The sequence below is a fragment of the Pantoea sp. Cr_R13 genome (genome assembly GCF_029222565.1).
GTDB lineage: Bacteria > Pseudomonadota > Gammaproteobacteria > Enterobacterales > Enterobacteriaceae > Pantoea > Pantoea eucalypti.
Map to the genome: position 1 here is coordinate 770,641 of NZ_JARHXL010000013.1, position 12,944 is coordinate 783,584.

Below are 12,944 nucleotides of genomic sequence, written 5' to 3' on the forward strand. Positions count from 1 at the left end.
TAACGGCCACATTACAGAGATCGGGAGAGAAACATGGACGCACTTGAATTACTGGTCAACCGACGTTCGGCCTCACGCCTGACCGAGCCGGCACCGGCAGGTGACGCGCTGGAAAACATTCTGCGGGCTGGCATGCGCGCACCGGATCATGGGACGCTGCAGCCCTGGCGTTTTATTATTGTAGAAAATGAGGGCCGCGACCGGATGAGCCAGCTGCTGGAGAAAGCAGCACGCGATAATCAGCTGGATGAAAAGGCGATTAACAAAGCGAGCCAGGCACCGTTTCGCGCGCCGATGATCATCACGGTAGTGGCGCATTGCGAAGAGCACCATAAAGTGCCGCGCTGGGAACAGATCGCCTCAGCAAGCTGTGCCGTGATGGCGATGCAGATGGCGGCCGTGGCCCAGGGCTTCAACGGTATCTGGCGCAGTGGTGCCTGGACCGATGACGAGCAGGTACGCCATGCCTTTGGCTGCCGCGAGCAGGATGCTATCGTCGGCTTCCTCTATCTGGGCACCCCGCAACTGAAATCCAGCACTACTGTGCTCCCGCCAGACACTGCCCCTTTCGTCCGTTACTTCTGATTGTCTGCGGGTTCGGGCAGGGTGCTGTTCAGCCCTGCCTTTTGCACGGTTCCTGTGCGAACGATCGCTAACACCGCGTATCACGCTTACGCCAGAAGAGCAGCCAGGCTAACATAGCCCGCGAGATGCAAACCGACAGCGAATAACCGGTTATCAACGTGTTCCCCTGATGTTAAGGATTACCTGATTCAATGCGTTTGTTTATTGCGGAAAAACCGAGCCTTGGGCGTGCTATCGCGGATGTATTACCGAAACCGCATCGACGCGGTGATGGCTTCATTGCCTGCGGCAACGATCAGATCGTCACCTGGTGCGTAGGCCATCTTCTGGAGCAGGCACAACCCGACAGTTATGACAGCCGTTATGCGCGCTGGTCGCTGGCCGATCTGCCGATCATTCCGGATAAGTGGCAGCTTAAACCTCGTCCCTCGGTCGCGAAGCAGCTGAAAGTGGTTGAGGGATTGCTGGCGCAGGCGAGCGAAGTGGTGCATGCCGGTGACCCGGATCGGGAAGGGCAGTTGCTGGTGGATGAGGTACTCGATTACCTGAATCTGCCACCAGAAAAACGTAAAAACGTGCAGCGCTGCCTGATCAACGATCTCAATCCTCAGGCGGTGGACCGGGCGGTAAACCGCCTGCGTGAGAATCGCGAGTTTATCCCGTTATGCATTTCCGCGCTGGCCCGCGCGCGTGCTGACTGGCTCTATGGTATTAACATGACCCGTGCCTGGACACTTCTTGGGCGTAATGCGGGCTATGACGGTGTGCTGTCGGTTGGCCGCGTACAGACGCCGGTGCTGGGGCTGGTCGTCCGGCGCGATGAAGAGATCGAAAACTTCGTGCCGAAAGATTACTTCGAAGTGAAGGCCCATATTATAACGCCTGATGGCACTCAGTTTATCGCCAGCTGGATCCCCAGCGAAGCCTGTGAGCCGTGGCAGGATGAAGAGGGCCGTCTGCTCAAGCGTGCGCTGGCCGATCATGTGGTGGCGCGCATTACCGGCCAGCCTGCAACGGTCACCGCTTACAGTGATAAGCGTGAAAATGAAGTGGCTCCGCTGCCATTCTCCCTCTCCAGCCTGCAAATCGAGGCGGCTAAACGCTACGGGCTGAGTGCGCAGACGGTGCTGGATACCTGCCAGCGGCTCTATGAAACGCATAAACTGATTACCTATCCCCGTTCAGACAGCCGCTACCTGCCGGAAGAGCATTTTGCCGGTAGACATGCGGTATTAAAGGCGATACAAGCCCATCAGTCGCAGCTGATCCCGCCCGGAGACTTCGATGCCGATCGCAGAAACCGCTGCTGGGACGATAAAAAAGTGGATGCCCACCACGCCATTATCCCCACGGCGCGTTCCAGCGCGGTTAAGCTCAGTGAAAACGAGCAGAATATTTATGAGCTGGTGGCGCGCCAGTATCTGATGCAGTTCTGCCCCGATTCCGTGTTCCGCAAATGCGTCATCGACCTTGATATTGCGGGCGGAAAATTCGTGGCGAAAGCGCGTTTTCTTGCAGAAGCAGGCTGGCGCGCGCTGCTGGGCAGTAAAGAGCGGGATGAAGAGAATGATGGTATGCCGCTGCCGGTGGTGGCAAAAGGGGATGAGCTTCTGTGCGAGCGGGGCGAGGTGCTGGCGAAGCAGACACAACCGCCGCGCCCGTTTACCGATGCCACCATTCTTTCCGCGATGACCGGTATTGCCCGTTTTGTCCAGGATAAAGAATTAAAGAAAGTGCTGCGTGTGACCGATGGTTTAGGAACGGAAGCCACACGCGCCGGCATTATCGAATTACTGTTTCGTCGTGGCTTCCTGGTGAAGAAGGGCCGTTACATCAATTCGACTGATGCCGGACGTGCCCTGATTCACTCGTTGCCCGATCTGGCTGCCCGCCCGGATATGACCGCGCAGTGGGAATCGACACTGACGCGTATCAGTGAAAAGGCCTGCCGCTATGATGAGTTCATGCAGCCGCTGGTGCAGACCTTAACGACGCTTATCCAGCAGGCGCGACAGCAGCCTGCGGCGCATGCATTTCGGGGATTACCGTCCACCGGACAGAAACGTCCGGTGCGCAAAACCAGGCGTAAAGTGAAGGAGACGGAATGAGGCGTTATTCAGTATTACTGGTCATCGCCCTGACGCTGGCGACCAGCGCAGCGCAGGCGAACAGTCGTTATCAGTCGATGCCACCGCAGGGTAACAGCGGTGGGAATACTGATGTGGTAGTAGATATCCCTCCCGAAGCCTGGACGCAGGCTGAGCGACGTCAGCCAGATTGTCTTCGCTGCTGTATCTTTGAGAACCGTAACTATACGGAAGGCGCGGTGGTGAAATCAGAGGGTGTGTTACTGCAATGCACCCGTGATGAACACTCCATTGGCACCAACAACCTGATCTGGAAGATCGTCAAATAGCCGTCGCGTGGCGCTCTGCCACGCGACCGTCAGTTAAAAGCGGAAGGTTGACCAGATGGGTGCATGGTCAGAAGGTTTCTCCATGCTCCGGATAGCATAATCAATGCCGGTCTCGACGCAGTGTGACGCCAGGTTTTTACTTGCCAGCACCAGATCAATACGTAACCCGCGATTATCATCAAACCCTTTCGAACGGTAATCGAACCATGAGAAACGGTCCGCAACTTCCGGATTGTGCTCACGCCAGGTATCAACCAGTCCCCAGCTCAGCAGGCGATCCATCCATTCGCGCTCTTCCGGCAGGAATGAGCATTTGCCGGTGCGCAGCCAGCGCTTACGGTTATCCTCACCAATACCAATATCCAAATCGGTGCTGCTGATATTCATGTCGCCCATAATCAGAACCGGCTTATCAGCAGGCAGATCGTCGGTCAGCAGACGTTGCAGATCGCGGTAGAATTTCTCTTTAGCCGGAAATTTTGTGGGATGGTCACGACTTTCTCCCTGCGGGAAATAGCCGTTAATTACGGTGATATCGCCAATCGGGCTGGGGATTTCCGCGACGATAAGACGGCGCTGGGATTCTTCGTCATCATCCGGAAATCCCCGACTGACCGACACGGGCTGAGCTTTGGTGAGCAATGCCACGCCATAATGGCCTTTCTGCCCATGATAGAAGACGTGATAACCGAGCTTTGACACCTCTTCCAGCGGGAACATGTCATCATGAACTTTGGTTTCCTGCAGACCGATCACATCGGGCTGATGCTGTTCGACAAGCGCCTGAAGCTGGTGCGGGCGGGCGCGCAACCCATTGATGTTAAATGAAACAAATTTCATGAGATCGACCATTGTTCAGCAAGTGATAGCCGAAGATGGTAACGATTTTTATGCATAAAGTCATGGCAGAACAGGGGAAGATTGGTCGAAAGCGGGTAAGGAATTATCGGGTAGGGCAGAAGGGCGATGCTGCACACGAACCTTGATCGAAGGTTCTCATCCCTCTCCCCGCAGATCAGGAAGCTTAAATAAAGGTTTGGGAGTTTCGTACGACATGCAGGATGGTGGTGGGAGAAGGATTCGAACCTTCGAAGTCTGTGACGGCAGATTTACAGTCTGCTCCCTTTGGCCGCTCGGGAATCCCACCAGGGATATATTGACGTGGCTTAAGATGTTTCAGATTCAGATGGTGGTGGGAGAAGGATTCGAACCTTCGAAGTCTGTGACGGCAGATTTACAGTCTGCTCCCTTTGGCCGCTCGGGAATCCCACCATGGCCTGAATCTTTCTCTCTTAAAGCGGGGCGCATCATACCAAATGCGATAAAGGTGTAAAGCGCCCACTGGCAAAACAACATCTGTTTGCCCACTTTTTACGCGTAGCGCTGAATCTGCAGACAATTCAGCGCGCTGGCTGATTAAAGAATAATCGTGCGGTTGCCATAAACGAAGACGCGCTGCCCCAGAACTTTGTAGAGTGCATTGCTCAGAACATTCTTTTCTACGTCGCGACCGGCGCGCATCATCTCATCAGCGGTGTAGCTGTGATCGACGTTGATCACATCCTGCATGATGATGGGGCCTTCATCGAGATTGTCATTCACATAGTGCGCGGTGGCACCGATGATCTTCACGCCGCGCTCATAAGCCTGATGGTAAGGACGGGCACCGATAAAGGCGGGCAGGAACGAGTGGTGAATATTAATGATCTGGTTCGGATAACGCTGCACGAAAGCAGGCGTCAGGACACGCATATATTTTGCCAGCACCACGTAGTCGGGCTGATAGCGATCAATCTCTTCCACCATGCGGTTATCGTGCTCTTCCCGCGTCAGCCCCTCGTGACTCACCAGAACAAAGGGAATATCGAAACGCTCAACCAGCGAACGCAGCGTATCATGATTACCGACGACTGCCGCGATCTCCATATCCAGGCCGCCAAAGGCGCTCTTCATCAACAGATCGCCCAGGCAGTGCGCTTCTTTGGTGACCAGAATCACCACGCGACGACGACCGGCGCTGTGCAGTTCACGCACTGAACCCTGTGGCAGAGCGCTGTCGAGATCGGCGAGCAGGGTGTTATCGTTGAAAATCCCTTCCAGCTCGGTGCGCATGAAAAAACGCCCGGTGCGATGATCAACAAACTCATTGTTCTGCACGATATTGAGTTCGTGCTTGTAACAAATATTGGTGATTTTGGCGATCAGACCTTTTGCATCGGGACAAATGGTTCGTAAAACTTTTCTTTGCATGGTTTGCGCTTGCATCTCAATCAGAGTCCTGTCAAAGCATTAGGGGTAAACCGCTGGGCAGCCATCAGCTTAACCACAACATTTTTTGTATTTTTTGCCACTGCCACATGGGCAGGGATCGTTACGCCCCACGGGCGGTGCTGTACCGTCAACATAGTACCAGCGTTGATCCTCACGAAGAAAGCGTGAACACTCATGAATGGCATGAATGTTGTCGTTCTCGCGGTATCGCGCAAAAAAGGTGACGAAAGTTTCGTTCTCATGGCTTCCATGATTACAACGGGTTACATTCAGGCTAAGCCAAACGGTACCCGGGAAACTTTCAGATAAAAGCCCTGACATGCCGGGATGGCGTTTATAAGGATGCCAGGTCGCAACCAGATACTCCGCATTATGCTGAACATAGGCGCAATAACGGGATCGCATAAGTTGTTCAGCTGTAAAAGGAATTTGGTTGCCCTGCAGAAAGGGCTCGCAACATACGCTATACTGCTCTCCGCTACAACATGGGCAGGTTTCTGACACATTATCTCCAGAGAATGATGAGTCGATTTCACAGGCGCGCTATGTTAGCTGACCCCACGTTGTGACGCTACGTATTGACGGCAGGACCAGATACAAATGAGAAAAGTAAAAATTGGATTGGCTCTGGGGTCTGGAGCGGCAAAAGGATGGGCACACATTGGTGTAATCAACGCCCTGGAGCGTGCTGGCATTGAGATCGACGTTGTTGCAGGTTGCTCAGTCGGCGCACTGGTTGGGTCTGCCTATGTGAATAATCGTTTGCCGTTGATGCAGAAATGGGTCAGTGCATTCCGCTACTGGGATGTTATTCGTCTTATGGATGTCTCGTGGCAGCGTGGCGGACTTTTACGCGGCGAGCGGGTTTTCAACCATGTTCGTCAGCTTATCCCTAATGATGCGATTGAGCAGTGCCATAAACCTTTTGGCGTGGTGGCCACCAACCTCAGTACCGGTCGTGAACTCTGGCTCACTGAGGGCGATTTACATCAGGCCGTGCGTGCATCCTGTAGTATGCCAGGTTTATTACCGCCAGTGGGCTACAATGGGTATTGGCTGGTAGATGGTGCCGTGGTCAATCCGGTGCCCGTCTCACTGACGCGTGCCCTGGGCGCAGACATTGTTATTGCCGTTGATTTACAGCATGACGCGCATTTAATGCAGCAGGATCTCTTTTCCGTTACGCCTCAGAACAGCGAAGAAGAAGCCGCCGCAGCGGCATTGAGTTGGGGTGGGAAGCTGCGACAGCGCCTGGTGAATTTCACCCAGCGCCGTGCATCTCAGTCGCCTGGCGCGATGGAGATTATGTCCACCTCAATCCAGGTGCTGGAGAATCGCCTGAAAATGAACCGTATGGCAGGCGATCCACCCGACGTTTTAATACAGCCGGTCTGTCCGCAAATTTCGACGCTGGACTTTCATCGTGCTGAAGAGGCTATCGAGGCAGGCAGGGCGGCCGTAGAGAAGAAAATGGATGAACTATTACCACTGGTCCGTGGCAGATAATGAAGTTGTTCATTCAAAGCGGTGACTTCGGGCAATTCTGAAAGGCGCAACTGCGTTTTATGAACCACTATTGAAATATCTGGTACGCAGGGGGAAAGAATGGAAAAACCACTACTCGGCAAAAAGATACTCATTGTCGAAGATGAGGCTGTTTTCCGTTCGTTGCTGGACCAATTTTTGTTATCGATGGGTGCTGTGACGTTACAAGCGGAAGACGGTCTGGAAGCAATTACACAACTACAACAGCATACTGTCGACCTGATTATCTGCGATCTGGAAATGCCTCGCATGAGCGGCATCCAGTTTGTTGAGCACATTCGCACCCGTGGCAATGTGGTACCGATATTGATCATCTCAGCTACCGAGAACATGTCTGATATCGCCCATGTATTGCGTCTTGGGGTGCAGGATGTACTGCTGAAACCGCTGAAGAATTTTGAACGCTTCCGTGAAGCGGTCTATGAGTGTCTCTATCCCTCTATGTTCACCTCGAAAGTGGAAGAGGATGAGCAACTGTTTCAGGACTGGGATGCGCTGGTTCGCGATCCCAAAGCGGCTGCCAAGCTGCTTAAGCAACTCCAGCCCCCGGTACAACAGACGATTGCTAACTGTCGGGTTAACTACCGCCAGCTGACAATGGCTGAGCAGCCCGGACTGGTGCTTGATATCGCGGCGCTCTCCGATAAAGATCTGGCATTTTACTGTCTGGACGTCACGCGCGCCGGTGACAATGGCGTGCTGGCGGCGTTGCTGTTGCGTGCTCTCTTCAATGGCCTGTTACAGGAGCAGCTAAGCGGACAAAAACAGCGCCTGCCAGAGCTTAATGGATTGCTCAGACAGGTTAATCTGTTACTGCGTCAGGCAAACCTCAGCGGTCAGTTCCCGTTGCTGGTTGGTTACTATCACCGCGGTTTAAAAAACTTAATCCTGGTTTCCGCCGGATTAAACGCCACACTTCATGTTCATACCCATCAGATTCAGCTCAGCAATGGCGTCCCTCTTGGCACTATGGGCAGCACCCATCTAAACCAAATCAGTCAGCGTGCTGATAACTGGCAATGCCACGTGTGGGGCGCGGGCGGGCGCATCCGGCTGATGCTGTCGACAGAAGAATAAGGGCTAAAAAACGAAAGATTCTGGGGCTGAGGACAGGGCCAGAGTTTAGCTTTACAGTTGGGTAATAGTCTTAATTTCGACGGTTTCATGCCTTCCAGGATAAATCCGTTCGATACTAGCTGATATACTCATTTCCGAATTTAAACCGACATATCAAGTATTAACTTGAACGGCCTATGAGAGAGGTATCTTAATGTCTGCCAATAATACCAAAGTAAAAAAAGCGGTAATCCCGGTAGCGGGTTTGGGCACGCGTATGCTCCCGGCTACCAAAGCGATTCCAAAAGAGATGTTACCGCTGGTTGATAAGCCGTTAATCCAGTATGTCGTTAACGAGTGTATCGCTGCCGGCATCAACGAAATTGTGCTGGTAACGCATTCATCAAAAAATGCCATCGAAAACCACTTTGATACCAGCTTCGAACTGGAATCCATGCTGGAAAAACGTGTTAAGCGTCAGCTGCTGGACGAAATCCAGTCAATCTGCCCGCCACACGTTACCATCATGCAGGTTCGTCAGGGCATTGCCAAAGGTCTGGGTCACGCAGTGATGTGTGCACACCCACTGATCGGTGATGAGCCATTTGCCGTTATCCTGCCAGACGTCATCATCGACGAATACGAATCCAACCCAACCAAAGATAACCTGGCAGAAATGCTGAGCCGTTATGAAGAGTCTGGCCGCAGCCAGATCATGGTTGAGCCGGTTGCCGATGTGACCGCTTATGGTGTTGTTGATTGCCAGGGCGCAGAACTGAACCCAGGCGACAGCGCGCCGATGGTCGGTGTGGTTGAGAAGCCTAAAGCGTCAGAATCACCTTCTAACCTGGCTGTAGTCGGTCGTTATGTTCTCTCTTCAGAGATCTGGCCACTGCTGGCGAAAACCCCTCCAGGTGCAGGCGGTGAAGTTCAGCTCACTGACTCCATTGCCATGCTGATGGAAAAAGAGACTGTCGAAGCTTACCACCTGAAAGGCGTGAGCCATGATTGCGGTAACAAGCTGGGCTATATGCAGGCTTTCGTTGAGTACGGTGTTCGTCATCCGGTATTGGGCAAAGATTTTTCTGAATGGCTCGATGGCGCAGTTGGCAACAAAAAGTAATTCATAAACACAGGATAACTCGATGAAAGTCACTGTATTTGGTATCGGCTATGTCGGTCTGGTTCAGGCTGCGGTGTTAGCCGAAGTCGGACATGACGTTCTCTGCATTGATGTCGACGAAAACAAAGTCGAAAATCTGAAAAAAGGCATCATTCCTATTTTCGAACCAGGTTTAACGCCGCTGGTAATGTCCAATTACGAAGCGGGTCGTCTGAAGTTCAGCACTGATGCTGAGCTGGGCGTAAACCATGGTGTTATGCAGTTTATTGCAGTCGGTACTCCACCAGATGAAGATGGCTCTGCCGATCTGAAATATGTGACCGCCGTAGCGCGCACCATTGCGCAGCATATGAACGATCACAAAGTGGTTATCGACAAATCAACCGTTCCGGTTGGCACAGCAGACAAAGTTCGTGCGGTAATGACGGAAGCGCTGAAAGCGCGTGATGCCAACATCACATTTGATGTGGTTTCAAACCCGGAATTCCTGAAAGAGGGTGCTGCAGTTAATGACTGCATGCGTCCGGAGCGTATCGTTGTCGGTACTGACAACGACGACGTGGTAGAGCTGTTACGTGAGCTTTATGAGCCGTTTAACCGTAACCACGATCGCATGATCATGATGGATATCCGCAGCGCAGAGCTGACTAAGTATGCCGCTAATTGCATGCTGGCAACCAAAATCAGCTTTATGAACGAGATGTCTAATCTGGCTGAACGTTTAGGCGCGGATATTGAAAAAGTACGCCAGGGCATCGGTTCAGATCCCCGCATTGGCTACCACTTTATCTACCCTGGCTGTGGCTACGGCGGCTCCTGCTTCCCGAAAGATGTGCAGGCGTTAATCCGTACCGCTGAGTCTATTGGCTATCAGCCACGTCTGTTACAGGCCGTGGAAGATGTGAATGACAACCAGAAAAATAAACTGCCTACCTTCATTAAGCGTCATTTTGGCGACGATCTGAAAGGTAAAACGTTTGCACTCTGGGGTCTGTCATTCAAGCCTAATACGGACGACATGCGTGAAGCCTCAAGCCGTGTGCTGATGGAAACTCTGTGGGAAGCGGGCGCTTCTGTTCAGGCGTTTGACCCTGAAGCAATGGACGAAGCGCAGCGCATCTACGGTCACCGCAGCGATCTGAAGCTGATGGGGACCAAAGAAGCAGCCCTGCAGGGTGCAGACGGTCTGGTCATCTGTACGGAGTGGCAAAACTTCCGTGCGCCTGACTTCGACATTATCAAAAATGCGCTGAAAGAAGCCGTGATTTTTGATGGTCGTAACCTGTATGATCCAGAGCGTATCAGCAAACGCGGTTTCGTTTATTATGCAATCGGCCGCGGAGCGTCTATTCAAACTGCATAATTAACGAGGGATTTATGAACTTTCTGGTCACCGGCGCAGCAGGCTTTATTGGTTTTCATGTTAGTCAGCGTCTGCTGGCCGCCGGTCACCAGGTTGTCGGTATCGACAACCTGAATGATTATTATGACGTAAATTTCAAGCATGCCCGTCTCAATTTAATTAAAGCCAACCCAGGTTTTACCTTTATTGAGATGGACCTGGCGGACCGTGATGCAATGGCATCACTGTTCGACCAGAACAGGTTCCAGCGCGTTATTCACCTTGGCGCTCAGGCTGGTGTCAGGTATTCCATCGAAAACCCTCATGCCTACGCAGACGCTAATCTGATCGGTCACCTCAATATCCTTGAAGGTTGCCGTCATCATAAGATTGAACATCTGCTCTATGCTTCATCCAGTTCAGTTTATGGTCTGAACCGCAAGATGCCGTTCTCAACGGAAGACAGCGTTGATCATCCGGTATCATTATATGCGGCGACCAAAAAAGCCAATGAGCTCATGTCGCATACTTACTCGCATCTTTATCAGTTGCCAACAACCGGATTGCGCTTCTTTACCGTCTATGGGCCGTGGGGCCGCCCGGATATGGCATTATTCAAATTCACGCGTGCAATGATTGCCGGTGAAGCGATAGATGTTTATAACCAGGGCCAGATGAAACGCGACTTTACCTATATTGACGATATTGCTGAAGCGATTGTTCGTCTGCAGGATGTTATTCCTCAGAAGGATGATAACTGGACCGTTGAAACCGGTTCACCCGCAACCAGTTCAGCCCCATATCGTGTTTATAACATTGGTAATAGTCAGCCTGTTACGTTGATTAGCTATATCGAAGCGATTGAGAAAGCACTGGGTATTACTGCGAATAAAAATCTGATGCCGATGCAACCTGGTGATGTACTGGAAACCAGTGCGGATACCAGCGCGTTGTTTGAGGCCATTGGTTTTAAACCGCAGACCGGCGTTGAAGAGGGCGTTAAAAAATTCGTTGACTGGTATCGGGATTTTTACAGCGTCTGATTTAAAGAAAAAAGGAAGCGTCTGCTTCCTTTTTTTTGCGCATCAGGCTGATACTAATGTCGCGGCACTGTTTACTGTTTCAGTAAAAAATCTTCCAGCGTTTTACCCTGTTCTTCCAGTGCTATTTTGATCACCGCAGGTGTACGTCCCTGACCGGTCCATGTTCTGGACTCACCTTTTTCATCGGTATAAGCATATTTAGCCGGGCGCACTGAGCGTTTAGCTTTTGCCGCAGTTCGGGGAGTCGCGGCCTGGGTGTTAATCAGTTCATTCGGGTCGATTCCATCGGCCAGCAACATTTCACGATAATGATTAAGTTTACGCGTGCGTTCTTCATTTTCTGCCTGAAAATGCGACTCTTCTTCGCGGCGTTCTTTTACCACCACGTCCAGTTTTTCCAGCATCTCTTCCAGTGTTTCTACGGAATACTCTCTGGCCTGGGCTCGCAGCGTACGGATATTATTAAGAACTTTTAGTGCTTCGCTCATTGTCCTGGTCTCTGAATAAGGGGAAAGTTGTGTTGCCCGCTAATAGTAGTGGTGACGTTAAATAACTTCAATCATAAAAAAATGATCACGGCTAATAACGCTGGAAATTAAAATAACCTGAGGGGGAATAATTCACAATTATGCCGAATAAAAAATATTTTCGCTTAGTGTGATATGAAATAAATTTAATGTATTTAAGGCAGTAACAAAAATGTCATTGCTTGCATTGCAGTTAAAATAAGCAAAACTTATTCTCTTTCCTGGCGCACCTGACGGTCGCCATAAACTGCCTGTTTAACGGTAAGCGGGCGGGCATTACGCTCTATTCCTCCATCGGCGTCAACGTATTCCCTGCGCTTTGTGTTAATATGCGCGCCATTCTGTTCAGTCCCGATGAAGATACGTTCCTATGGCCCAACTCTATTTCTATTACTCTGCCATGAATGCAGGGAAATCAACTGCACTGCTGCAATCTTCCTATAACTATCAGGAGCGCGGCATGCGTTCACTGGTCTACACAGCTGAGATCGATAATCGCTTTGGTGCCGGGCAGGTGAGTTCCCGCATCGGACTTTCGTCTCCCGCTGTGCTCTACAATGCAGAGACTGCACTCTACAGTGAAATTGCTGCTGAACATGCTTTGCAGCCAATTCACTGCGTGTTAGTAGATGAGAGTCAGTTCCTGACCCGGGAACAGGTCAAAGCGCTCTCTGATGTCGTGGACGATCTGGACATCCCTGTGCTCTGTTATGGCTTGCGAACTGATTTCCGGGGTGAACTGTTTGTGGGCAGTCAGTATCTGCTGGCATGGGCTGATAAGCTGGTTGAGCTTAAAACTATCTGTCACTGCGGCCGCAAGGCCAGCATGGTGCTGCGACTGGATAGTGAAGGTAAACCGTTCAGTGAAGGTGAGCAGGTCGTGATTGGCGGTAACGAAAGTTATATCTCCGTCTGTCGTAAGCACTATAAACAGGCGATAGAGCAGGGCTCGTTACAGGCGATTCATGGTGCACAGACTCCGCTGCCGTGACCCTCTTTTCAGGTAATAAAAAACCCGCCGTGGCGGGTTTTCTTC

At 51.6% G+C, this 12,944-nt stretch carries 13 protein-coding genes and 2 tRNA genes; 9 read left to right on the forward strand and 6 right to left on the reverse strand.

What is annotated here, in order from left to right; all coding sequences use genetic code 11:
- The first annotated feature begins 33 nt into the window (after positions 1–33).
- From P2R09_RS11300 to P2R09_RS11310, 3 genes are all read left to right on the forward strand, one after another.
- The gene (locus P2R09_RS11300) at positions 34–585 is read left to right on the forward strand and encodes an NAD(P)H nitroreductase (protein WP_039660095.1); all 552 of its coding nucleotides are present in this window, start codon (positions 34–36) and stop codon (positions 583–585) included.
- Positions 586–776: 191 nt separating this feature from the next.
- Positions 777–2,693 carry a DNA topoisomerase III gene (locus P2R09_RS11305; protein WP_275769739.1) on the forward strand — a complete coding sequence of 639 codons (1,917 nt, stop codon included), beginning with the start codon at positions 777–779 and terminating at the stop codon, positions 2,691–2,693.
- Positions 2,690–3,001, forward strand: a complete 312-nt coding sequence (locus P2R09_RS11310) for a DUF1496 domain-containing protein (protein ID WP_154926320.1) — start codon at positions 2,690–2,692, stop codon at positions 2,999–3,001. The genes P2R09_RS11305 and P2R09_RS11310 overlap by 4 nt, the downstream gene beginning before the upstream one ends.
- A 33-nt stretch (positions 3,002–3,034) precedes the next feature.
- Here the strand turns inward: P2R09_RS11310 and xthA are convergent, their stop codons facing one another.
- The 5 genes from xthA to P2R09_RS11335 form a co-directional block, all read right to left on the reverse strand.
- Positions 3,035–3,841: an exodeoxyribonuclease III gene (gene xthA / locus P2R09_RS11315; RefSeq protein ID WP_033762790.1), complete on the reverse strand. Its 807-nt coding sequence runs from the start codon at positions 3,839–3,841 to the stop codon at positions 3,035–3,037.
- A gap of 222 nt (positions 3,842–4,063) precedes the next feature.
- A tRNA-Tyr gene (locus P2R09_RS11320) sits at positions 4,064–4,148 on the reverse strand.
- A gap of 40 nt (positions 4,149–4,188) precedes the next feature.
- Positions 4,189–4,273, reverse strand: a tRNA-Tyr gene (locus P2R09_RS11325).
- A gap of 144 nt (positions 4,274–4,417) precedes the next feature.
- A complete protein-coding gene (gene purU, locus P2R09_RS11330) occupies positions 4,418–5,266 on the reverse strand; it encodes a formyltetrahydrofolate deformylase (protein ID WP_003852258.1) in 849 nt (282 codons plus the stop codon).
- A 54-nt stretch (positions 5,267–5,320) separates the two neighbouring features.
- Positions 5,321–5,776, reverse strand: a complete 456-nt coding sequence (locus tag P2R09_RS11335; protein WP_275769750.1) for a YchJ family protein — start codon at positions 5,774–5,776, stop codon at positions 5,321–5,323.
- Between the two features lie 96 nt (positions 5,777–5,872).
- Between P2R09_RS11335 and rssA the strand changes: the two genes are divergently transcribed.
- From rssA to P2R09_RS11360, 5 genes are all read left to right on the forward strand, one after another.
- Complete coding sequence (gene rssA, locus P2R09_RS11340) at positions 5,873–6,778, forward strand: patatin-like phospholipase RssA (RefSeq protein WP_003852252.1); 906 nt, start codon at positions 5,873–5,875, stop codon at positions 6,776–6,778.
- A gap of 99 nt (positions 6,779–6,877) precedes the next feature.
- Positions 6,878–7,894 (forward strand): two-component system response regulator RssB, encoded by a 1,017-nt coding sequence (gene rssB / locus P2R09_RS11345; RefSeq protein ID WP_275769753.1) that lies wholly within the window; start codon positions 6,878–6,880, stop codon positions 7,892–7,894.
- Positions 7,895–8,087: 193 nt separating this feature from the next.
- The gene (gene galU, locus P2R09_RS11350; protein WP_008925296.1) at positions 8,088–8,996 is read left to right on the forward strand and encodes a UTP--glucose-1-phosphate uridylyltransferase GalU; all 909 of its coding nucleotides are present in this window, start codon (positions 8,088–8,090) and stop codon (positions 8,994–8,996) included.
- A gap of 22 nt (positions 8,997–9,018) precedes the next feature.
- Entirely contained in the window at positions 9,019–10,359 is a 1,341-nt protein-coding gene (locus P2R09_RS11355) for a UDP-glucose/GDP-mannose dehydrogenase family protein (RefSeq protein WP_003852248.1), read from the forward strand.
- Positions 10,360–10,373: 14 nt separating this feature from the next.
- Positions 10,374–11,381, forward strand: coding sequence for an NAD-dependent epimerase (locus P2R09_RS11360; RefSeq protein ID WP_275769756.1), 1,008 nt, complete (start codon positions 10,374–10,376; stop codon positions 11,379–11,381).
- Positions 11,382–11,452: 71 nt separating this feature from the next.
- On the opposite strand, the gene hns is transcribed toward P2R09_RS11360, so the two are convergent.
- Positions 11,453–11,869, reverse strand: a complete 417-nt coding sequence (gene hns / locus P2R09_RS11365) for a histone-like nucleoid-structuring protein H-NS (protein WP_275769759.1) — start codon at positions 11,867–11,869, stop codon at positions 11,453–11,455.
- A 409-nt stretch (positions 11,870–12,278) separates the two neighbouring features.
- Here hns and tdk point away from each other — a divergent pair, with 409 nt between their 5' ends.
- On the forward strand, positions 12,279–12,899 hold the full coding sequence (tdk, locus tag P2R09_RS11370; RefSeq protein WP_275769761.1) for a thymidine kinase: 621 nt from the start codon (positions 12,279–12,281) through the stop codon (positions 12,897–12,899).
- The last annotated feature ends 45 nt before the right edge of the window (positions 12,900–12,944 follow it).